This is a genomic window from Brenneria izadpanahii (assembly GCF_017569925.1).
Classification (GTDB): domain Bacteria; phylum Pseudomonadota; class Gammaproteobacteria; order Enterobacterales; family Enterobacteriaceae; genus Brenneria; species Brenneria izadpanahii.
The window spans coordinates 4,390,763-4,415,246 of sequence record NZ_CP050854.1 but is presented as its reverse complement, the minus strand read 5'-3'; the positions used below and the strand labels follow the sequence as shown (position 1 = coordinate 4,415,246).

Here is a 24,484-nt window from a genome sequence, read left to right as displayed (position 1 = left end):
GGCGGCGGGATTCGTCATCCCCGCGCCGGCGGGGATCTCAGGCAGAAAAAAAGAAGCTACCGAGGAGTTGCGAACATGTTTGGGCTGGTGAAAAAAATGGAAGCCGGATGCCGGAGCGGCGGCCGTCTGTTGCTGGCGCTGCTGTTGGGCGTGATGCTGGCGGGATGCAGCAGTTCGATGGCGATTAAAGGCACCAAAGACGAGGGGCTGCGTCTGGCCCGTTTACTGCGCGATCAGGGGCGAATCGAAGCGGCGACGGAAGTCTACGCCCGTATCGACGGTCGCGGGGAACTCAACGGCGCCGAACTATTGGAATACGCCAGCGTAGCTTCGGCGGTACGTCCGCCGCAGCAAACGCTGGAGCTGTACGGCCGCGCCCGGCAATCGCTGGGCGGCGATAGCGACAAAATGAAACCGCAGGAAGCCTTGGCGATTTGTTTAGGCATGGGACGCGCGCAACTGGCGCTGGGCCGCCATGCGATGGCGCAGAAGGATTTCGCCTGCGCGCTGAAGGCGCAGCCGGATAACGCGAGCGCGCTCAACGGCATGGGCGTGGTGATGGATGCGGCCGGCAAGCACGGCGAAGCGCGTCAACTGTTCGAAAAAGCGTTGCAAGTCAACCCGGCGGATACGGCCGCCATGAACAATTTGGCGCTCTCCTGGCTGGTGAGCGGGGATGCGGATAAGGCCATCGGCCTGCTGCGATCGGTGGATAACGGCAACCCAAGCGGCAAGCTGAATCTGGCGCTGGCTTATCTCTACAACGATCGTCAGGAAGAGGCGCGCGGCACGCTGGCGACCATCGCCGAACCGCAACGCATTGACGAATTGATGGAGACGCTGAACCGGCGCGTGGAGCAGATGCGCCAGGATAACAGCCGCGGCGAAATGCTGCTGTTATCCAGCCGTCAACGTTTGCAGCTTAGCAATCCCGAGTGATGAAGATGTTCCGGCGCAACGATCTGGATTGGCGTAGCGCGCGCGGCGCGATCGCCGTAGAGGTGGCGTTCCTGGCGCCGGTGGTTTTGGTCGGCGTGATGATGCTGTTCGAACTGGCGCGTATCGGCCTGGTGATTGCCATCGGCAGCGCGGCGCTGGATAAGGCGGTGCAGAGCTTCCGTCTCGACGATCTCAACACCGGCAGCGCCGAACAGATGGCGACGCGGCTGAAGGAACGCATGGTCAGCGCGGCTTACGGCTATCTGCAACAGGATGATTTAACCGTCAGCGTTCTGCATTTCGACAATCTGAGTCAGCTTGGCGGGCTGGAGATCGCCACCGACGAAGACGACGCCGACGAGGTGAATACCTTGCCCGTCTGGTCGGTGACGGTACAGATAAAAAAAGCGTTCCTGACCCCGCTGCCGGAAGTGCTGACGTTGGGCGACACCTTCCGCTATCAGTACAAGCATGTATTCGGCACGGAGCTGCGCAGTGAAGAGTAACGCGTTATCGCGGCTCCGCCGTTTCTGTTCGGACCGGCGGGCCTCCGTCACGGTGGAGACGGCGCTGGCGCTGCCCATTGTGCTGGCGCTGGGAACGCTGTGCGCGGATATCTATACCGTGGGGCTGGAGCGGGAACGGATGGAACAGCGGGCCGGCGCCGTCGTCTCCCTTCTGGCGATGCAGCAGGAACTGACGGAAGAGGGGCTGCAAGGGCTGCTGGATGTGGTGTCGCCGGAAGATCTTTCGACTAATTATCAGTTGCTTATCAGCAACGTGCGCCAAACCGGGGAAGTATATTGGCAGCTTAATCGCGGCAATTCGGGCGAGCTGTGTCCGGGCAATCTGGTCGGGTACGGCGAGCAATATCCGGGCGATTTACCGGAAAAGGATGTGGCAAGCGGCAGCGAGGATATTTCGATGATGGTGGTGGAACTGTGTCGTGAAGGTAAAGACATCAGCCTGATTGGCGGGCTGTCGTTGACCAATCTGCTGCACGTTACCGCCGTAAATCGCGTGGCGAGGGGCGTTATCGCGCTTGATGACGCGTTAATGCAGGAAGCGGGCATGCCGGAAGATGACGACGATGAGTAGCCTTTGCCGTTGGATGAGGCGTCAGATGCAAGGACGGCGGAGAATTCTTTGCCGCGATCTGCGCCGCTTTATGCGGCAGGAGCGCGGCGCGGGGGCGGCGTTCTATGTGCTGAGCGCCATGGCGCTGTTGGTGAGCGCCGCCTTTATCGTCGATACCTCGACGTCGACGGGCGACGCGACGCAAATCAAGCGCGCGACCGATGCGGCGGCGCTGGCCGTGGGGCATCAGGCCGTTATCAGCAACAATGAAAATAAAGATTATGACCCGGAGCAGATGACGCAACTGGCGTTCGATTACGTCAAGGCCAACCTGGGGCTGAATAGCGCGCTGGCGGAAAATATGACGCTCGACAAGGTGAGCGTTCGCGAAGGGCGCAGCGGCAACGACTATCCGACCTATACCGTGACCGCCAGCTTTACCACCGCTCCTGAACTGCTGCAACTGGGCGACAGCGAACAAGAGGTTTATTCCACCGTCGAGGTGCGCAACCATTCAATGGAAGTCGCCCTGATATTGCCCAACACTCTGAAAGAGGATAGCGCCAACCTGGCCGCCCTGCGCCGTATCGGCAACGAGTTTGCGGAAAACCTGATCGGCGATCGCGAAAACATCTGGCTGGCGCTGGTTCCCCATAGTCAGGCCGTCAGCGTCTATGACGCCGAACATACCAACCGGGTCCGGCAGTGGGCGAGTTCGGCGGGGCTTAATCCGGTGGAGCTTACGTCGCTGTTCCAGTCGGGCTACGGCAGTCTGGCCGACCGCCGTATTCCCGATCGCCGTTACAATCTGCTGTGTATGTACCGGGGATTGAACCGGGGCGAAAACTACTTCTGGGACGAAGCGCCGTCCGGTCAGTTTCGCATTTACTACCGCTATGACGTCAATGTCTCGAACGCTTACGAGAACTACTCCATTTCCTGGATCGGGCCGAATCCTGATTTCGGCCAGGCTACCGGCGTCAATGACACGCGCACCCTGGTTGTGGACATGGGCTGCCCTTATGCGCCGTTGCTGCCGTTGACCAACGATCTGGACAAGATCGCCGATCGGCTCGACGAGATGCGCACCGGTTTTAACGTTAACTACGCCATCGCCATGGGCTGGGCGGCGATGGCCCTGGCGCCGGCCTTCCGCGGCGCCAGCGGCTGGGATCTGGACGACGAGCTGCCCAAAGACTTCGACGAGGGCAACGATGAACGCACCAAGGCTATCGTAATGCTGGTCAACTCCACCGATATGCTGTGGTTCGACAGCGATTCCTACAACGCCTACGTGGGCGAAACGATAGACGGTTGCCGCTCGGATACGACGGAGAATGACGGCTGTACCAGCGAGCAGTTGATTACCGAGCGTTTCGCCAACCTGTGCGCCAGTTTCCGTGAGCGCAACCTGCATTTCTTCCTGGTGGTTACCGGCAACGATGAGGCGGAGAACGAGGATGAGAACGGCGGCACCATCGCCAGCGCTTCGGCGTTCCGCCGCGTCGCCGATGCGGGACTGGCGGGTTGCGCTGAGAAAAGCGCGGACCTCACCTATTACAACGGTGCGGACTTTGTCGCATCGGAAAGCAAGATCAGGAACCGACTCAGTGAAATTACAGACGAGCTGCATCAGAAAAGCGGTTTCGTCCGGCTAATCGAGTAACGGCCCCATGAACCTTTTGACCGACAGGATATGACACCATGACCCATTCTCGTTCCGCATCGCGCGCGGCTCATCGTCGCCGTCCTCAGCAGGCATGGGCGCTGGAACCCCGTATGATGTTTGATGCCGCCGCCGTCGCGACGGCGGAAGCGGTGGTGGCCGCCACCGACGCCGCGCCCGGCGTTACCGCCAGCGGCGCCGAGGCCGCCATCAGCGTTGATGAATCCTCCGCCGCTCAAAGCGTGGATCTGTTCAGCGGCGTCAGCGTATCGACCGACGCCGGCGGCGAAAGCCTGAACAGTCTGGTCATTAGCGTGGACAGCAGCGGCGATAATCAGGCTCTGGTGATTGACGGCAGCACGATTACGCTGTCCGCCGGCTCAGGAACCACCACCGGCAACAACTATTACTATTCGGTGGCGGTTAGCGGCGGCGCGACGACGGTTACCGTCAGCATCGCCTCCTCCGAGGCCAATACCGCAGCGGACGTCGCCAGCCTGATCGACGGCATCGCCTACAGCGCGCAGGACAATACGGTGGAGAGCGGCGCCGTCACCGTCACGCTGTCCAGCCTCAGCGATGACGGCGGCGAAACGGCCGATCTGAGCAGTATCCGTTCTACCATCGTTATCCAGAACGATATTAACGTCGCCCCGGTGTTGTCTGATGATCACTCCCTTGAGGCCGCCGAATCCTTCACCCTCGACGATCTTGGCGACAGCGCGACGGTGGTTTATTCCAGCAACGGCGGCTATGCCTATGTGGCCGGAGACGACGCCCTTTCGGTGTTCTCGGTGGATGACGCCGGGCGTCTTACGCTGGTTGAAACCGTCGCCGTGGACGGCGTGGAAAGCATCGCCGATGTGGCGCTCAGCGCCGATGGTAGTTCGCTTTACCTCATTGACGGCCAAACCAGCAACACTTACTTATTCAGCGTTGACGCCGACGGCTCGCTTAGCTACACGGGGTCTGTTTCCGCCAGCGATACGACGAGAAACCTCGCCATCTCCGCTGACGGCGCTTACGTTTATGTCACGACGCAGTACAACGGCATGACGGTCTTCGCGCGCGACGCCGATACCGGCGCGCTGACCCAGATCCAGACGCTCGACGAAGGCAGCCTGGGCTTGAGCCGGGCGGAAACCGTTATCAGCGCCGGCGGTTACGTTTACGTCGTCGGCGATCCGACCTCGTTCGTCAGCTATGACAGCCTGACCGTGCTGAAAATCAACGACGACGGCACGCTGAGCGTGATCGACACGATACAGGTCAATGATGTCGCTTTCGACAGCACCAATTTCTCGATGGCGGTCAGCGGGGACGCGTCTCTTCTGTATCTGGGCAACGCTTCGCAAGGCACGTTGCAGGTCTACCGTTTTGACGGCGGCGCGTTGACCCTGGTGGAAACGCTTAGCGCCGATAGCTTGAGCGGCCTGGCGTTGAATAACGACGGCAGCGTGCTCTACGCCCTCTCCGGCACCGGCGCGCTTAATGTTTATTCGACTTCCGCCGCCGGCAATTTGACGCTGGTAAACAGCGTTACGGTCGCCGGCGGCGCCAGTGATATCGCGGTATTCGGCGACGGCCTGTCGCTGCTGATTTCCGGCAACGACGGCGTGGCGCGTTACACCGCCGCGCAGACTCTCGATTTGGGCGCGGCGCTGCTTTTCGCCGACGGGCTGACGCTGACGGACGGCAACTATGACGGGCTGAATGACGGCGCAGGCAATTACAACGGCGCCAGCATCGCCGTCAGCGCCAGCGTCGATACCGGCAGCTTTGGCTTTGCCGACGGCAACGGGCTAACCCTGGCAAACGGCGTTATCTCGCTTAACGGCGCCGCCATCGCCACCTTCAGCGCCAACGGCGGCGCGCTGACCGTGACCTTTACCGCCGACACCACCACGGCGGTGGCCAATCAGCTATTGCAGCAGTTGACCTATACCAATGCCGTCGCGGCCGCCGGCAGCTTTATCCAGCTTACCGTGACCGGCAGCGACGCCGCGCTGACAAGTAATGCGGCGACGCTTACCTTGCGCGTCAACTCGGCGCCGCAGGTTAACGCCGACGCCGCCGCGGGTTACGCGCTGAGTACGGCGACCAGCGAAACCGCCTATAGCTTTACCTTGTTTTCCGGTCTGTTCGGCGATGAGGACGGCGATGCCTTCACCTGGAGCGTCAGCGGTCTGCCCGACGGACTGAGCTTCGACGCCGCGACCCGAACTATCTCCGGTTCATCCTCGGAGGCGGGCGCTTTCACCGTGACGGTGACCGTCACCGATGCCGCGGGGGCCAGCGCTTCCTTGGATCTGGAACTGGTGGTTGAGCAGATCGCCAACCGCGCGCCGGAAGTCAACGAAGACGCCGCCGCCGCGTTGGCGTCCGCCACGGAGAACAGCAGCTACAGCGCGACGCTGGACGCCTCCCTGTTTAGCGATCCCGACGGCGTTTACGGCGACAGCCTGACCTGGAGCGTCAGCGGTTTGCCTGACGGATTCTCGTTCGACGCCGCGACGCTGACCATTTTCGGCACGTCCGGCGAGGCCGGCGATTACGCTCTCACCGTGACGGTTACCGACCAGTCGGGGGCCAGCGTTTCGGCGGACGTATCGCTACGCGTTATCACCCAGGCGGAAGCCGATAACAGCGCGCCGGCCCTCGGCGCGGCTGACAGCGCGCTGGTGTATACCGCCGAAGGCGCGCTCAGCGGCTACGGCTACTATGTCGGCGGCATCTCGATGTCCGAGGATGGCGCGACCGTCGTCATCCTCGGCAGCACCAGCGTCAACTTCGGCGGTACCGCCTATATCAGCATCTATTCCCGTGATACCACAACCGGCGAACTGTCCCTGATACAGACTTTCACCCAGGGTACGACGGATAGCGCCGACACGGCCGCCGTCGAGGTCGACGGCCTGTCCGGCAGCACGGCGGTTTCCGCCTCCGCCGACGGTCGGACGATCTACGTCGCCGGTTCAACCAGCGACGGCGGCTACGTGGTGCAGTCCTTCAGCTATGACGGCGGCGCTTATCAACTGACCAGCACCGAGGCGATAGACGCCAAGGCCGTCAAGATCGAACTGTCCGCCGACGGCGAAACCCTCTATGTGATGACCGGCAGCGAACTCTACGGTTATACGGTCGGCGGCGACGGCAGCCTGACGGAGCAAAGCCATTTCACCGATAACTTCAGCAGCGCGATCGCGCTGGCCGTAAGCAGCGACAATACGGTCTATGTGTTGAGCAGCGGCGGCTCCGTCACCGTCTATGCCGCCAGTTCAAACGGCGCTCTGAGCTACGCCGCCCAGATCGATGGCGTAATCTCAAGCAACAATTTCGCTTCCATAACCGCGGCGGATAATGGTTACGCTTATGTCGTGGGCGGCACGAATGGGGGCGTGGCCGTTGTGCGCTACGACAGCAGCGACAACAGCATCGAAAAAACCGCGTCGTACAGCGTCGGCGGCGCCTGGGCGGTCGCGGTTTCAGCGGACGGCAGCGCGCTTTACGTCGGCACCCAGAGTGGAACGCTGTACGTCTATAGCATCAGCGACGGCAGCACCCTGACCCAGGTTCGCACCGTGTCGGTCGGGCGGCCCATCACCACCCTTGAAGTCTCCGCCGACGGCAGCGTCATCTACAGCGGCGCCCGCTATTACAATACCGGCCTGAGTTCCACCAGCGTCGCAAACACTATCGCGGTTTCCTACCCCGAAGGCGGCACTATTAATCCGGCCGCCAGCCTGACCCTGTCCGACGCCGACTACGACGCGCTTGGCGGCGGCGCGGGCAACTACAACGGCGCGGTCATTACCCTGACGCGCGAGGGCGGCGCAGACAGCGCCGACAGCTATGGCTTTACCGACGGCAACGGCCTGACGTTGGCCGACGGCGTGCTCTATCTCGACGGCGCGGCTATCGCAACCTTCGCAAACGCCGACGGCGCGCTGACCGTGACCTTCACCGCCGACGTCTCCAGCGCCGTCGTCAACCGGGCGCTGCAACAGATTAGCTACGCCAACGCCAGCAGCGATCCGGGCAGCAGCATCACGCTAACGTTGTCCGTGGCCGACCAGTACGTCTCAAGCAGCGTTAACCTGTTGCTGGAAGTCGCGGTGATTAACAATGCGCCATCGCTTCAGGCCAGCGGACAGGAAGTCACCTATATCAGCGGCGGCGGCGCCGTGAAACTATTCGACGACGTCACGATCTCCGCCGGGGAAGCGGATCAGTCCATCAGCGGCCTTACCCTGACCGTTTCCGATCTGCAAGACGATGGAAAAGAGGTGCTGATCATCGGCGGCTCTTACGTGACGCTCTCCGACGGCGTCAGCGTCAGCGGTTCGGTTTCCGCGGACGTCGTGGAGAGCGACGGCAGCATAAGCACCGTCAGTTACTCTGTGACGATTTCGGTTAGCGTAACGGACGGCGTAGCCAGCGTTACCGTCAGCAGCGGCGACGGTTTGTCAACGGCGCTGGCCGCCGCGTTGGTCAAAGATATCGCCTACATCAATACCTCATCCGATTATTCCGAGGATCCGACCACCGGCGATCGCACCATTACTCTGATATCCATTCAGGATAACGGGGGAACCAGCAACGACGGCGTAGATACCAGCGCGCTTTCAATCAGCGCGACGGTCAGCGTCAGCCTGACCAATAGCGCGCCTTCGGTCAGCGCCGTCGGCGCGGCCGCCGGCTATGTCGAGAATGGGGATGCGGCGGCGCTGTTCGATGATGTCGTGATTTCTAGCGGTGAACCTGGGCAAACCATCACCAATATCGTGCTGACGGTTTCCGGTCTGAGCGACGGGGAAAGCGAAGCGTTGGTCATCGACGGCGCGGCCGTTTCTTTGACCGCCAATGCTTCCGGCGAAACGGCCGGCGGCTATAGCTACTACATTTCTTTAGAGGGCGATACCGCCACCGTATATCTCTACAGCAGCGACGGAATGAGCGTGAGCGACGCCACCGGGCTGATTGCCGGGCTCGCCTATGTCAACCAGAGCGATGACCCAACGGCCGGCGAGCGCATCATCACGCTGGCGACCCTCCAGGACGGCGGCGGCACGGCTAACGGCGGCGTCGATACCGTTTCGCCCGCCATCGCGGCGAGCGTGACGGTGACGGGCGTCAACGATGCGCCGGTCGTTACCGCGACGGCCGCCGACGCCAGCTACGCTACTTCCGGCAGCAGCGCCAGCCTGTTTAATGATGTCGTCATCTCGACGGTGGAAAGCGGGCAGACCATTTCATCCATCACGTTTACCGTTTCGGGCCTGCTGGACGGCGGCAGCGAGACGCTGACCGTAGACGGCACGCGTATCGCGCTGACTGACGGCGGCGGTACGCTCAGCAATGGCTACGCTTATAGCGTGACGCTCGACGGCGATAGCGCCGTCGTGACGATCTCCAGCGATGAAGGTATCGCCGCCGACGCCGCGGCCAATCTGATCGAACAGACGAGCTACGCGAATATCAGCAACACTCAGACCGCCGGGGTACGCACGATTAGCCTCAGCGTGCGGGACAGCGGCGGTCAGGACAACGGCGGCAGCGATAGCGCCGCATTGGAAACCGCCGCCGTCATTGATGTGGTGAACAACTCCTCTCCCGAGTTGAGCGCCGGCGCCGATTACACCAGCCTGGAGGTGGCGGCCAGCCTGTCCGCCATCAGCGGTCTTGCCGATATCACGGCCAGCGCGCTGACCGCCAACGGCGATTATCTGTATGCGGCCAGCAGCGATGGCGGCATCGCCATTTTCAGCCGCAACGCCGCCACGGGGGAATTGACGCTGTTGCAGACGCTGGACGGCGGCGTTTCATCCGTTTCGCTGATTGAGGTAAGCGGGGATGGCGGTACCGTTTATATGCTCGGCGCGGACGGCAATAGCGTTACGATCTTCAGCCGCGATCTCACCGACGGCAGCTTGACGTTGGCGCAGACGTTGAGCACGGAAAACGTCGTCGATCTGGCGATATCCGCCGACGGCAGCGCTCTGTATGTGGTTGATGGCAATTACTCCGGCTTGCTGGTCTATACCCTGGACGCGGACAGCGGCCAGTATGCGTTGGGGCAATCCATCACGGCTTCCACCGGCAGCGAACCTTACCTGTTCACCGCTATCGGCGTGGAAACGGCGGGCGACTATGTGTATGTGATCACCGATCCGGTGGCCGATACCGTCGCCAACACCCTGATTGTCTATCAGCGCGCTGCGGACGGCACGCTCAACGCCGTCGCCTATCTGCGTGACGGCGCGGCCGACGGCGAAAGCGTCATTGATATCTCCAGCCCGGTGGATATCGCCGTTTCCAGCGATGGCGGCACGATTTACGTGGCCAGTGAAGATGGCGTCGCGGCGTTCGCCTTTGTCGCCGACGGCGCTACGCTGACCTATACCGGCGCGGTTGCCGGCCTGTCCAACGTCACCGCCATCGCCCTGTCCAGCAGCGGCGATACGCTGTACGTCACCAGTTCGGACGGCAGCATCAGCCGCTATAAATCCGACGGCGGCTTACTGACGCTTATCGAGACGCTTTCCAGCGAATCGACGGCCGCGCTGGCCGGCGCTCAGAACGTGGCGACCGGCGCTCATGGCGCGGTAGTGGTCATCGGTAGCGGCGGTCTGGTCAGCTTCAAGGATGCGCTGACGGAAATCGCTATCGATTACAACGAACATGGCACGGTGCTGCTCGCCGATCTCATTACCCTCAGCGATACGGACTACGATGCGCTGGCCGACGGCGCGGGCAATTACAACGGCGCGGTCATTACCCTGACGCGCGAGGACGGCGCCAACGGCGATGACAGCTACAGCTTTGCCGACGGCAATGGTCTGACGCTGGTGGACGGCGCGCTCTATCTGGACGGTTCGGCCATCGCTACTTTCATCAACGATGGCGGGACGCTGACGGTAACCTTTACGGCGGATGTCTCCACCGCCACCGCCAACCTGGCGCTGCAGCAGATTAGTTATACCAACCTCAGCGACGATCCGGGGGCTGCTATCCGGCTGTCGGTCACCGTTACCGACGCCTATGCCGCCAGCGCCAGCGCGACGTTGGCGCTGAACGTCACCGAAATCAACGACGCCCCGGTATTGACGACTACGCCGGCCAATACCCAATACGTGGAAGGCGGCGAAGCCGCCGCTCTGTTTAGCGGCACTGCGATCTCCACCGTGGAGGCGTCGCAGGCGGTTAGCGCGCTGACGCTGAGCGTGTCCGGTCTGAGCGATGGGGAAAATGAAACCCTGATTATCGACGGCGCCAGTATTGCGCTGGTTGCCGGCTCCGGCGTTACGTCCAGCGGTTACGCCTATAGCGTTTCCGTTAGCGGCGGCGTCGCCACCGTGGTGATTTCCAGCGCTTCGGGCATATCCGCCGCCGACGCCTCCAGCCTCGTTAACGCTATCGTTTATGCCAATGCCAGCGACGATCCGACGGCCGGCGTGCGTAGCGTCACGTTGAGCGCTATTCAGGACGATGGCGGCAGCGCCAACGGCGGTAGCGACGCCGCTATGCCGGATATTACCGCCACGGTCGACGTCGCCGCGGTCAACAACGCGCCGGCGCTGACGGCGACGCCGGCCGATCCGGGCTACGCGGCGGGTGACGACGCGGTATCGCTATTCGACGGCGCTGAGGTTTCCACGATAGAAGACGGCCAGTCCATTGCGGCGCTGACCGTTACCGTCTCCGGCGTTGCCGATAGCGCCGAGAGTCTGATCGTCGATGGCGTGGTGGTTACGCTGACCGATGGCGCCGCCTTCACCACCGCCAGCGGCCTGAGCGTTACGGTCGCGCTTGATGACGGCGTCGCCACGCTGACCATCGGCGGCAATGGGGGCATTAGCAGCGCCGCCGCCGCTGCGCTGATCGACGGTCTGGCCTATGCCAACACCAGCGCCGTCGTCACCAGCGGCGAACGCGCCGTCACCCTCGCCGCGATTCGGGACGACGGCGGAACCGCCAATGGCGGCGCGGATACCGGCAACCTGAACATTATTTCGGTAGTAAACATCGCCAACAGCGCGCCTCAGGCGACGGACAGCGAGGCTATTCTGCCGCAGGCCACGCAGGCGGCGGCATACCGCGCCACGCTGTCGTCCGATTTATTCAGCGATATCAACGGCGACGTGCTGACCTGGAGCGTTGAGGGATTGCCGGATGGCCTGAGCTTTGATGGCGCTACGTTGACCATCAGCGGCAAAACGCTGGCCGTCGGCAGTTTCGCGCTGACGCTGACGGTAAATGACGGGCAGGGCGGCACGGCCTCCCGCTCCCTGACGATGGAGATCAATAAGCAGCCGGTCATGCCGGTCGTCTCCGTCATGCCGGATATTCCGGGCGGCATGATGGATCCATGGTGGGAATTGCGTCAGGACGAACTGGAGCGGCAGGGCGAGGTGATGCGCCCCGCGCCCCGTGGGGGAGCGCCGTTGGCGGCATCCGCTCCGGCGGCAGCGGTTGCGCCGCAGTCCGGCGATGCATTGTCGACGTCGCGCTATCCGTTGGTGAACGGGGAAATAGAGTACGCAGATACGCCCTGGCGGTTGGATCCCATTATGGAAACGCTGATGTTTCCGTTGGAAGAGGTGGATTTTTCGCCCGCGCGCTCGGCCAGCGCGGCGGCAACGCGGGCGGACGCTCAGGCCGGGCTGCGAATGCCGCTGGCCGACGTCCCGAACGGTAAGGCCGCCTTCTCCGCGCAGTTGCAACAGGAACAGGCCGGACTTGATGAATTATTGAGCGCGCTGAATCAGCTAACGGATAACAACGCGACGCCAGAGCGGTGATTTACCCCACCCCAACCCTCCCCTTCGCAGGGGAGGGAGTCAGCTCCTCCCCCTGATAAGGGGGAGGCCGGGAGGGGGTAGCGGTTTGGCGCGGCTTACGCGGTGACGCGAATTTTGTATCGCAACGAATAACAACATAAACACACTACATTTGATGGGGAGAACCCTGGTGAATCAGCACATAGCGAAACTCTGGGAAAACAAGCGACACTCTGGCGGCTCCGGGGCTCTTAAATTGGCGATAACCCTGGCCTGTCTTGGGCTGGCGGGGTGTGCGGTAAAGCCTGAACCGGTGACGACGGAACAGCAGGTGCAGCAGGCGTTAAGCGATAGAACGCAGATGTTCGCCAATCAGGAGCCGGTACGCGGCGCCATCACGCTGGACGAGGCGATTGCCCGCGCGTTGAAATACAACCTGCAACAGCGGGTGGCGCTGATGGAACAGGCGATGGAGGATAATCTGATCGGCGTTTCCAGCCTGGATATGTTGCCCAAGCTGGCGGCGCGGGCGGGGCTACAAACCCGTAACAACGTGGCCGGATCCAGCAGCGAATCGGTGACTACCGGCGAGCAGTCGCTGGAAGCCTCCACCAGTCAGGATAAAACCATGCGTACGGCGGATTTGTCGCTGAGCTGGAACGTACTGGATTTCGGCATCAGCTACTTCAACGCCAAGATGCAGGCGAATAAATCGCTGGCCGCCGAAGAGCGCCGCCGCCGCGTGGTGGCGGATATTACCCGTCAGGTGCGCACCGCCTATTGGGAAGCCGCCACCGCCCAGCGTTTGCAGCCGGAGGTGACGGCGGCGCTGGCCGAGGCGCGCCAGTCGCTGGAATATGCCCGCCAGACCGAGCAGCAACGCCTATTGGCGCCGGTGGAAGCGCTGCGTTTCCAGAAAAATATGCTGGAGATGGTGCGCCAGCTTGAAATCGTCGATAGCGATTTGGTAATGGCCAAATCGCGTCTGGCGTCGCTGATGAACCTGCCGCCGGCCAGTAAATTTGATGTGGTGGTGCCCGGCGAAAGCAGTCTGACGGCGCCGAAACTGGCTTATACCCTCGACGATCTGGAAAACTTCTCGATGGTGAAACGGCCTGAAGTGCGCGAAGAAAGCTATCTGGCGCGCAACGCCGTGCTGGAAACCCGGAAATCGCTGCTGCGCCTGCTGCCGGGCGTATCGCTGTTCGCCGGCGTCAACGGCGACAGCAACAGCTATCTGGTGAACCATCAGTGGGCCAGCGCCGGGCTGCAGGTCAGCGGCAACCTGTTGAACGTGCTCTCCTGGTCGCCGGTGAAACGCGCCGGCGAGGCGAACGAAGAGCTGGCTGAAGTCCGTCGGCAGGCGCTGCGTATGGCGGTGCTGACCCAGGTGAACGTGGCCTGGCAAGAGTATCAGCAAAGCACGCGCATGTTCAGCCGCTATCAGGAACTGGCTCGCATTCAGCGCGGCATCCTTAATCAGACCGAGTTAACGGTGCGCAATCAGGCGGCGACGCAGATGGAGCAGGTGCGCGTCAGTACGGAAACCATCCTGACCACCCGCGCGCGCGACCGCAGCTTTGCGGATGTGCAAAACGCATTGGGCGCGGTATATCAGGCCGCCGGGCTGGATGTGCTGCCCGATAACGTCGGCGATACCAGCCTGGCGGCTTTAAGCCATACCATTGCCCGCACCACCAGTAACATTGAAACCGGCGGCGTGCCGGTGCCGCGCCTTTCTCTGGCTGCGCCAAGCGCGGTAGCGGCAACGCCAGCGCCGGCGGCGGCCCAGCCTGCCGCTGTCGCCGCCACGTCGGCCGCCATCGCCGGAAAGCCTTACCGCACGGTCAACACGGATATGTGGGATAACCTGCAATCCTTGCAAGCCGGGGGCTCCCAGTGATGAAGGCGCGGCAGTTTCTGTTGGCGGGGGCATTGCTGACGCCCTGGTGGGCGCAGGCGGCCGCCAGCGGCGATATTCGCGTACAGCTTAGCGCGGTGCGCTACACCACGCTTTCTAGCGAAATTTCGGCCAAGGTGACGGATATCGCGGTGAAAGAAGGCGAGCATTTTAAACAGGGCGATACGTTGCTGACCTTTGACTGCGCGGTTCTGAAAGAAAAACTAAATTATTCCGCCGCCGCCGAAAATGCCGCCCGCAAGAAACTGGCGATCGCCAACCGGCTGGATAAGCTCAACTCGATCAGTCTGTCTGACGTGGATCAGGCCCGTTCGGCGGTTTCCATGGCGCAGGCGGAAAACGGCGTGAATCGCGCCATGCTGCAACGCTGCGTCATCAAAGCGCCGTTCTCCGGCCGGGTAACGGAAACCAAAGTGAAGCGCTGGGAGTCGGTGCCGGAAGGCAAAGAACTGCTATCGATTTACGATGACAGCGCGTTTGAGCTGGAAATGATCGTGCCGTCGCGCTGGCTGGTGTGGTTGAAACAGGGGAATGCCTTTCAGGTGACGCTGGATGAAACCGGGCTGAGTTATCCGGCGGAAATTAGCCGCATCTCTTCGGCGGTGGAGCCGGTCAGCCAGTCGGTTAAAGTGTTTGGGCGCATCACGCAATCCACCGCCGGGCTGCTGCCGGGGATGAGCGGGGTGGCGCTGATAACGCCGCCAGCCTCAGCCGGCGGCGAACCATGAGAGATAACCGTATGAGCGCCCGCGCACGATGAGCAAAACGGCAAATGAACAGGATACCCGCCTGGCGCTGCTGGCCGAACTATTGCAGTTGCAAAGCCGCGCCAGATCGCGGGAAACGCAGGACGAGCTGGCGTTTTTCATCGTTAATGAAACGCACAATCTGGTGAAGTATCGCCAGGCATTGCTGTGGGACTGCGAAAACCAGCGTTTGCGGGCGGCGTCCGGTCTGGCGTCCATCGATCCCCATGCGCCCTTTTGCAGCGAATTCAGCCGGTTGTGCCGCCAGTGGCAGCAGGAAGCGCGGCAGACTCAATCCCTGAACTGGCTTGATCTGCCGGCCAGCGACCAACTGCTCTGGCGGGAACATTTGCCGGAATTCCTGCTATGGCTGCCGCTGCGGCGTCCAGGGGGAGAGCAGCCGCTGACGCTGATTCTGGCGCGCGATCGGGCATGGCGGCCCGCCGAACTGATGCTTTTGGAAAAGCTGGCGGATGCCTATTCCCATGCCTGGTTGGGGTTGGGCAAAAAACGGCGCGGCAAAACCGGCGCTCGTCCCAACCGACGACGCCTGATGCTGGCGGGGGGATAGCGCTGCTGTTGGTTATGCTGATCCCGGTGCGGCAATCGGTGCTGGCGCCGGCGGAGATCGTGGCGCACCGGCCGGTGATGGTGCGCGCCCCGGTGGCGGGAGTGGTTGACGATATTCTGGTGCGCCCTAATCAGCAGATCGCGGCCAATCAAGCGCTGGTTCAACTGGATGCCCGCGAGTTGGAAAACCGCCTGGAGTCCGCGCGGCAGACGTTCGCCACCGCCGATGCCCAGTTCCGTCAGGCGCAGCAACAGGCGCTGTTCGATGCCAACAGCAAAGCCAGTCTGGCGGTGCTGCAAAGCCGGCGGGAACAGGCGCAAAGCGAAATGGACTTTCTGCAACGGCAGCTAGCGCGTATGCAGTTGGTTTCGCCGCGCGACGGGGTGGCGATCTTTGATGACGCCAGCGACTGGATCGGGCGTTCGGTGGCGATTGGCGAACGCATCATGATGATCGCCGATCCGCACGATGTCGAACTGGAGATCCAACTGCCGGCCGCCGATGCCATCGCGCTGGAGCAAGGGGCCGATGTGCGGCTATTCCTTAACGTCGCGCCGAATTCGGCGCAGTCGGCGCGGCTTGAGCATATCGGCTACCGTTCGGCGCTTACGCCGGACAACATTATGGCCTATCGGCTGAGGGCCAGGTTTACCCAGGACGATCCGCTGCTGCGCGTGGGGTTGAAGGGGACGGCGAAAGTATATGGTCAGCGCACGCTGCTGTTCGTCTATCTGTTGCGCAAGCCGCTGACTACGCTGCGCGTCTGGTTGGGCATGTGATGATGCAGGCGCCGACCGTCCCCGCGATGAATAAACCGCCGGCTTCCCGGCTTAGTCCGCTGCGCGATGAGCTGATTTTGCATGCCGGTCCCGCCAATCGCGACGGTTCGCCCAGTTGGACGCTGGAAGATCCGCTGCGCGGTCTGTTTTTCCGTATCGGCTGGGCGGAGATGGCGATGCTGTCGCGCTGGCCGCTGGGGGAGGCGGCGAAAATCGTCGCAGAGATCAACCAGACGCTGCCGCTGGTTATTGATATCGGCGACGTTCAGTATTTCAGCCGTTTTTTACAGGCCAATAACCTGACGCGGGCGTCGGGCGATGAGGCGCTGGCGCAGTTCGGGCGGCAACTGGCGGGAACGCAGATTTCCGTGTGGCGTAAGCTGCTGAAGAATTATCTGTTTTTTCGCATTCCGCTATGGCATCCGGATCGTTTTCTGGCCGCCACCTTATCGTGGGTTGAACCTTTTTTCAGCCGTTGGTTTTTAGCGCTGACGCTGATGGCGGCGGCGCTGGGGCTGTTTTTAGCCGGGCGCCAGTGGGAAACCTTCAAGCACACCTTTATGCACTTTTTTACCCTGGAAGGGGCCGCGCTGGCGGGGATCACCCTGTGTTTCACCAAGGTGCTGCATGAGCTGGGGCATGCCTATACCTGTAAGCGCTTTGGGGCGCGGGTCGCCGCCATGGGCGTCGCCTTTTTGGTGATGATGCCGGTGTTGTATACCGATACTTCCGGATCGTGGAAGCTGACCCGCCATCGGCAGCGTATGGCGATCGGCGCCGCCGGAATGCTGACCGAATTGGCGCTGGCCGCTTGGGCGACGCTGGCCTGGAGCTTCCTGCCGGACGGTATGCTGCGCAGCGCGGCATTCATGCTGGCGGCCACCACCTGGATTATGACGCTGGCGATCAACCTCAGCCCGTTGATGCGCTTTGACGGCTACTTCCTGCTGTCGGACTGGCTTCAGATCCCCAATCTGCAACAGCGGGGATTCGCCATCGGCCGCTGGCGGATGCGCGAATGGCTGTTCGGATTGGGGGACGCCCCGCCGGAGCCGTTTCCCCGTTGGTTGCAACGCACGCTGGTTGGCTATGCCTTCTGCGTGTGGGCGTACCGCTTCGTGCTGTTTACCGGCATCGCCATTCTGGTTTACCACATGGCGTTCAAATTGCTGGGGATGCTGCTTTTCGCGGTGGAAATCGGCTATTTCGTGATAATGCCCGTGGTTAATGAACTGCGCGAGTGGAGCAAACGCCGCAAGGATTACCGTATGAACCGTAATATGATCGTGACTCTGACCATAAGCTGCGCGCTGTTGCTGTTATCGGCGATCCCCTGGCAGGGCACCGTTTATGCCCCGGCGCTGTTGCGCGCCGAACAGCAAAGCAGCCTGTATATGCCGCTGCCTGCGATGATCGAGCGCATTGATGTTGAGGTCGGTCAGCCGGTGGAGGCGGGACAGGCGCTGTTTTCGCTCTCTTCCGATGCGCTGCTGCATGAACAGCGGCAGTTAGAACGGCAGATCGCCACGCTAAGCTGGCAGGGGGCGTTTCAGGTCTTTAATAAGGAGACTGCCGGTGAACATCTGCGGGTGAATCAGGAGCGTGAGGCGGCGCAGCAAAAACTGGCGGTGCTGAAACGGCAGTCGGCTCAGTTGACGGTGCGCGCGCCGATGAGCGGCGTAGTGGCCGACGTCGCCGCGCCGTTGGCGATCGGCGAGTGGCTGGCGCAGGGCGAATGGTTGGCGGTGATAATCAAGCCGTCCGGCGGACTGGTGGAAGCCTTCGTTTCGGAAAAAGACTGGCAACGGCTGAAAGTGGGCGGGCAGGGGCGGTTTTACCCGCTGGATGTCGGCAGCCCGACTCTGTCGCTGACGATCGTGGATATCGATCATACCGCTACGCGCGATTTAAGCGCCGTGCCTGAACTGGCTTCGATTTACGGCGGCGATATCGCGGCATTAAGCGACGCGCAGCGCAAACTGCATCCTGAGCAAGCCGTTTACCGGGTGCTGCTAAGCCTGCCCGACGGCAGCCGCGGCCAGCGGCAGATGCTGCGCGGAACGGTGGCGATGGACGGCGAGGCGCAAAGCCTGCTGGTACGCGGCTGGAAAGTGGTATCGGCGGTGCTGATCAGGGAAATGTCGTTTTAGCCTTGCCGCTTGGTACAATATATTGGCTATGGTTAAAATAAAGGTCTTCTTCATTTTCCCGTTTTTTTAAATAATTAACGCGTGGTGTAACGTTAATTATTTAAAAGCGTAATGATATCTAATAACCCAATGCTTGTTTCTGAGAGATAAAACATGGCGATCTTCATTTAGTTGCCTGATAAAACGTCAATATGGCAATATCGTAAAGGTACATCATCACTTTCCCCGCTATTTTATCCGTGTTATTTGGGTATAAGTGGCCGTAGGACTTTGAATAAAAAGCCTGTGCAACGCTTTTTATTCAAGTCAATATCCCTTCCCCAACCGCCATTTTATCCAGAACCACAAAGTATTTAAGAAAATGCTGATAGAGGTTTTTTTAACGCCGAATTGAATAAAGAGGGATAATTGTGAATAAAAGTATTTTATTACTGCTAGGGGCCATCTTGGCTCCTTATGGTAATTGTGCTGATGTTTCCCCTGTTTCATTAACTGTTTCCGGAATGAAAACCACGCTGGATAATGGGTTGGTTAAGGTTGAATTTAAAGAGGACGGCAGCGCCGCAAGTATTATAAAAGACGGGGAAAATATCGTATCCAACCTTTCCGGGGCGGCGAGAGATCCCAGTAAGACGCGTAGCGCTTATCTGGATTATTACGTTAAAGGCGTAAAAGATTTCACCCCGGAACGCGTCGAAGTTATCAGCAATAGCCGTGATATGGCGCATGTCGCCTATATCGATGATAAAGATGGTTTATTGCGGCTTGAATATCATCTGATTATTCGTAAAGGCATTAGCGGTATTTATAGTTACGTGGTGGCCGAGAATGCCGGAAATGAAAACGTCACGGTTAGTGAATTACGTAACGTATACCGGTTCGATCCCGCGCGGCTTGACCATCTATATAACGGTATTCGTCAAGGACAACCATTGCTTTACGGCCAGCTTGAACAATTATCGAAAGTGCAGGATGAAACCTGGCGTTTGCCGAATGGCGAGGTGTATTCCAAATATGACTTTGCCGGTTATATGCGTTCGACGCCTTTCTGGGGGGTATTCGGTCACGGCGTCGGCGCCTGGTTGATTCACGCTAGTCAGGAGTATTTTTCCGGCGATGCGCTTAAGCAGGATCTCCTGGTACACCAGGATGCCATCATTCTGAACTATATGACCGGCGCTCATTTCGGCACGCCGGATATGGTCGTCCAGCCCGGATGGAAAAAATTCTATGGCCCCTGGTTGCTGTATATCAATCAGGGCGATACGCGGCAGATGATTGACGATGCCTGGAGCCGTTCGGTTACTGAAAAAGCCTCCTGGCCTTATCGCTGGGTGGATGACGCGCGTTATCCTGCGAAGCGCGCTCAGGTGGAGGGGCGGGTACTCGGCAAGCAGCCTGTTACCGTCGTGCTTTCCTCATCGCCGGACGAGCCTTTTGATCTCCAGACGCGCGGTTATGTTTTCCAGGGGATAACGGACAGAGAGGGCCGGTTCAGCATCGGGAACGTCAGTCCGGGGGAATATCAATTGACGGTTTATGCCAATAGCGGTACGCAACCCGGCGTATTGGCGCAGCAAACCGTCGCCGTTAACGGGGAAAGCCGGCAACTCCCCGATATTGCTCTTCCTGAAGCCGGGCCGGTTATCTGGGCGATTGGACAGGCCGATCGTCAGGCCCGCGAATTTCATTTCGGCAATGAAGCGCGTAATTATCATTGGCAGAATGAGGTTCCCGCCAATCTGACTTTCGATATCGGCCGCAGCGATTATCAACGGGACTGGTATTACGCGCAAACCAAGCCGGGAAAATGGGATATTCGCTTTGCCATGCAACCGGAAAATAAAACTTATTTTCTGAATATTTCCCTGGCGGCGGCCAGTAACGGATCGATGAGTAATCCGACCGCGCCTGAATTAGCGGTGACGGTTAACGGAAAAACCATACAAGCCCTGAAATATGATAACGACAAGGCTATCTACCGCGGCGCGTTACAAAGCGGCCGTTATCATTTAGCCCGCGTGCCGATCACGCCCAACCTATTGAAAAAATGTAATAATATCGTCTCTCTTGAATTGAAAGGCGGCAGCTTTATGTATGACGTCGTCACATTAAGCGAATAGTAATAGACCTGCGACTCGGAATCTATTGGGTATATCTCTTTAGTTTTTATAAAATAATTAATAATGATGGGGAAAACATGAAAGTTTCAAATAAAGCATTTATTTTTGCTTCTCTGTTTCTGGTTTCTATCGGACAGGCGAGCGCCGATGTGGTATTAAGAAATGTATCGATGGATTATCGGCATGAATACCGGTTACGAGATAGGACACACTACGATAGGTTGTTGCTGGCGACACAATTGCCCGATGATTATTCATTCGCTGTCGAAACCAAGTTTAAAACCGGCGGTTCAAACGTCAAGGATAAATATTATAACGATCCGGTGTTAAATGCGGTGGAAATGACGTTGGCTAAAAAGTATCAGTTTGGTAACTGGACGATTTCGCCGTTATTTCAACCAGAATTTAACTCCACGCGCACAGAATGGAAATTCGGCGTTTCACCCTGGTATAAGATTAATGATAGCTGGGCTATCGGCGGACTATATCGTCTGGAGTTAACGGATTATGCGCATGATAACGTCTGTGAAACCGCGGGTACGGTATGTACCACCAATAAGCATCGCACCGTTAACCGGGTTGATGGTTATCTGCGTTATAGCATAAATAATCTGACCACGACATATAAAATTATTTTTCAATATGGCGATGAGAATCTTTTCGCCAAGAAGAAAAGTAATTATGAACAAGAGCTGCAATTTAATTATGCGCTGGGCGACAAAAAAGAATGGAGTCCCTATATAAGTTTCGGCGATATTAACCGTTCCTCCAGTTCCAGCGAGCGGCAACTTCGTTTACGTGCCGGAGTCGCTTATACATTTAAATAAATCGCCTTTGCTAAATTAACTTTTTACTTCTTATCTCTGTCGGTGAGGGTATTACCATGCCGGAAATAATAAGACGTATTACCTTAAAAAATTACTTTGGCGTCTCTTCGGTCAATATTTTTATTGCCGCAACGCAGAATGTGCTGTCCGCCTGGTTGATGTATTATTACACCACCTACGCCGGATTATCGATTATGGCCGTAGGTACGCTGTTTGCCGTTAGTAAATTGGCTGGCGCTTTTTTCTCGCTATTTTTCGGTGATTTTTCCGATAAATTCGGCCAAACCAGGCTGGGGAAAAAATTTGGCCGCCGTCGGTTTTGGTTATTAATGATTATCCCCGTTCATACCATTTTATTCCCTCTGGTGTGGCTGCCGGGCATGGGCGTTGCCTATTACTACGTTGTTTATATTCTGTATAACTGCGTACTGCGCATTCCCCAAATCATTATTCCGACGCTGACGACGGAAATGACGACCGATTCAACGGTTCGCGCCAAAATAGAGGGGATGAAACAAGCGATAGGCGCCATTGCCACCACTGCGATTTCCGCTTTGCCCGGCGTGATGTTTTTGTGGTTCGGCAAAGATATGGCGGCGTTCACCTGGACCATGATTGTGTGTAATGTTCTGGCATGCGTTGCGCTATTGCTGCAATACCTATGGAGTTTTGAACGACCGGCGGAAGAACTGCATTTTGTCTCCGGCGCCGGCGCCTGGCAGGAGATGAAAATGATTTTCCGCGATTTGGGTTCCACCCTGCGGGTAAAGGCGTTTCGTCAATTGCTGGCGATGTTTATTGCGCAAATATCGGAACGCACCATCTCGGGCTATGTTAATACCTATTTCATCATCTTTGTCATGATGATGAGCCCGACGGTGGTAGCCGGCGCCAACAGCGTCGCCTATCTTTTGGGGTTGTTATTTTTATCCTTTTTTATGTGGTACACGATCAAAACCGACGGCGCCAGATCTTTCCGCTTGGGCGCTTATGTTACGATCGCTGTGTTTGCCGCTTTTGCCTGTCTGGCGATTGTGCGTCCTCCTCATGCGGAAATCTGGCTGATAGCGTTAACGATTATTCTCAATTTCGGCAAAACGGGGATTGCCAACGCCTCTTTTTATCTGATGTCTTTCATCCCCGACGTTGATGAAATCGTTACCCGCGAACGGCGGGAAGCGCTTTTTTCCGGCGTGTTTAATTTTGTGGATACGGTGATTCAGGCGTTGATTATGTTTGCGCTGGGAGTCGTGCTTTCCGCGACGGGATTTCAACAAGGGGTGGATGTACAGCCCGAACTCACTATAGACAGCATCGTTGTCATCTATACCATCGTGCCGTCCTGTCTTGGCCTGTGGGGGATCATCGTTTCCTGGCGTTTTCGCCTTAACAGAGATAATCACCTGCTGATATTGCAGGAAACATCCCGGTTGAAAAAGGGCGGCCATAAAGCGCAGGTCGATCCGCAAACGCGTGCCGCGGTGGAAGAACTGACGGGATTGCCTTATGAACAATGCTGGCGGAGCGCGGCATCGGGACATCTACCTGAACCGGCGGAGAGGAGCATATGAAAAAAGTAGAGCGAGCGACGTTGGGCGGAGACGGAACGGAAAACACCTCCGTCCCGCGCGAATGGCGCGATGAGGCGACCGGAAGAAAAATTATTCGGCTGTCGGAACTGGCTGGGACGTCGTCACTGTATTTCCATCAAAATGCGTTTAGCCGCGATGGTCAATTAATGGTGGTGACGACGCCGGCGGGGATCGCCGTCATTGATATGCGAACGCGGCGCAATACGCTGATTTTGCCTCGCCCGGCGGCGGAGATTTTGATGGTGGGCAGACGGACTTCCCGGTTGTGGTATATCGATGAGATTGACGGCCAGCGGGTGGTCTGTTCCCTGCACCTGCTGACCGGTGAGATGGCGCGGCACTACCGGTTGACGCCTTCAGAAACGGTGTGCGCCCTGAATGCTGATGAAACGCTGCTGCTGGGAAGCGAAACCGCGCAAAACAAGGCGTTCAATGATGTGTTCGCCTCCGCCGTGTCCGACGCGGCCGGCGGTAACGCCAATCCGCAGGGGGAGTGGATGGTCGCCTCTGAGATGTATCATCCGCATACCGGGCGGCCGTTGACCTTTGCCGAACAAAAAGAGGTTCATATCAATCAGCGGCTGGAACAGCGTCTGCCGATGACCCTATTCGTGATTGATGTGGCGTCGGGGATGCGCAGGGATGTTCATCACGCCACCGACTGGCTTAACCATTTACAGTTTTCTCCCGCCGATCCCAACCAGATTCTGTTCTGTCACGAGGGGCCGTGGCATAAGGTGGATCGCATCTGGACAATTCGTACCGATGGTTCGGCGTTGACCAAAATCCACACGCGCGCCATGAATATGGAAATTGCCGGGCATGAATTTTTCAGCGCCGACGGCAACACGATATGGTATGACCTGCAAACGCCGCGCGGCGAGGTGTTCTGGCTGGCGGGCTATGAGCTGCATAGCGGCAGGCGTCAGTGGTATGCGCTGGATCGCGATAGCTGGTCGGTACATTTTAATATTTCCTATGATGGTAAATATTTTGCCGGCGATGGCGGCGATGAGGAGATGGTGGCGCACGCTAAAAACGGCAAGTGGATTTCATTGTTTGTACCGGAAGCGATACCGGATGTCGCCGGCATTTCCGCCGCTAATGCGGATAGCTTAATCGCTCCGGGCGTACTGCGCCGCCAGCGGCTGGTGGATATGTCCGCTCATGATTACCGTCTGGAGCCTAACCTCGCTTTTACGCCGGACGGCAACTATCTGGTATTCCGTTCCAATATGCATGGCGAGGTTCATACCTATGCGGTAGCGCTTAATGAAGCGAATTGCCGCCGGTAACAATAGGGGACGCCCTGC

12 protein-coding genes and 1 pseudogene are annotated in these 24,484 nt (G+C 58.9%); all 13 read left to right on the top strand.

Features of this window, described 5'->3' with window-relative positions; translation table 11 throughout:
* The first annotated feature begins 75 nt into the window (after positions 1–75).
* The 13 genes and pseudogenes from HC231_RS19645 to HC231_RS19585 all read left to right on the top strand — a co-directional run bounded on the left by HC231_RS19645 (position 76) and on the right by HC231_RS19585 (position 24,466).
* A complete protein-coding gene (locus tag HC231_RS19645; protein WP_208228374.1) occupies positions 76–939 on the top strand; it encodes a tetratricopeptide repeat protein in 864 nt (287 codons plus the stop codon).
* Positions 939–1,445 (top strand): TadE/TadG family type IV pilus assembly protein, encoded by a 507-nt coding sequence (locus HC231_RS19640; protein WP_425490565.1) that lies wholly within the window; start codon positions 939–941, stop codon positions 1,443–1,445. Before HC231_RS19645 ends, HC231_RS19640 begins: the two co-directional genes overlap by 1 nt.
* Positions 1,435–2,037 carry a TadE/TadG family type IV pilus assembly protein gene (locus HC231_RS19635; protein ID WP_246494579.1) on the top strand — a complete coding sequence of 201 codons (603 nt, stop codon included), beginning with the start codon at positions 1,435–1,437 and terminating at the stop codon, positions 2,035–2,037. Before HC231_RS19640 ends, HC231_RS19635 begins: the two co-directional genes overlap by 11 nt.
* A gap of 25 nt (positions 2,038–2,062) precedes the next feature.
* Complete coding sequence (locus tag HC231_RS19630; RefSeq protein WP_246494578.1) at positions 2,063–3,682, top strand: TadE/TadG family type IV pilus assembly protein; 1,620 nt, start codon at positions 2,063–2,065, stop codon at positions 3,680–3,682.
* Positions 3,683–3,720: 38 nt separating this feature from the next.
* Positions 3,721–12,483, top strand: coding sequence for a putative Ig domain-containing protein (locus HC231_RS19625; RefSeq protein WP_208228372.1), 8,763 nt, complete (start codon positions 3,721–3,723; stop codon positions 12,481–12,483).
* Positions 12,484–12,652: 169 nt separating this feature from the next.
* On the top strand, positions 12,653–14,365 hold the full coding sequence (locus HC231_RS19620) for a TolC family protein (RefSeq protein WP_208228371.1): 1,713 nt from the start codon (positions 12,653–12,655) through the stop codon (positions 14,363–14,365).
* Positions 14,365–15,111: an efflux RND transporter periplasmic adaptor subunit gene (locus HC231_RS19615; RefSeq protein ID WP_208231433.1), complete on the top strand. Its 747-nt coding sequence runs from the start codon at positions 14,365–14,367 to the stop codon at positions 15,109–15,111. Before HC231_RS19620 ends, HC231_RS19615 begins: the two co-directional genes overlap by 1 nt.
* A 28-nt stretch (positions 15,112–15,139) precedes the next feature.
* Positions 15,140–16,479, top strand: a pseudogene (locus tag HC231_RS19610) (efflux RND transporter periplasmic adaptor subunit).
* The gene (locus HC231_RS19605) at positions 16,479–18,629 is read left to right on the top strand and encodes an HlyD family efflux transporter periplasmic adaptor subunit (protein WP_246494864.1); all 2,151 of its coding nucleotides are present in this window, start codon (positions 16,479–16,481) and stop codon (positions 18,627–18,629) included. Before HC231_RS19610 ends, HC231_RS19605 begins: the two are co-directional and overlap by 1 nt.
* A 410-nt stretch (positions 18,630–19,039) precedes the next feature.
* Positions 19,040–20,752 (top strand): polysaccharide lyase family protein, encoded by a 1,713-nt coding sequence (locus tag HC231_RS19600; RefSeq protein ID WP_208228370.1) that lies wholly within the window; start codon positions 19,040–19,042, stop codon positions 20,750–20,752.
* Between the two features lie 77 nt (positions 20,753–20,829).
* Entirely contained in the window at positions 20,830–21,579 is a 750-nt protein-coding gene (locus HC231_RS19595) for an oligogalacturonate-specific porin KdgM family protein (RefSeq protein WP_208228369.1), read from the top strand.
* A 56-nt stretch (positions 21,580–21,635) separates the two neighbouring features.
* Positions 21,636–23,150 (top strand): MFS transporter, encoded by a 1,515-nt coding sequence (locus tag HC231_RS19590; RefSeq protein ID WP_208228368.1) that lies wholly within the window; start codon positions 21,636–21,638, stop codon positions 23,148–23,150.
* On the top strand, positions 23,147–24,466 hold the full coding sequence (locus tag HC231_RS19585) for an oligogalacturonate lyase family protein (protein ID WP_208228367.1): 1,320 nt from the start codon (positions 23,147–23,149) through the stop codon (positions 24,464–24,466). Before HC231_RS19590 ends, HC231_RS19585 begins: the two co-directional genes overlap by 4 nt.
* Positions 24,467–24,484: the final 18 nt, after the last annotated feature.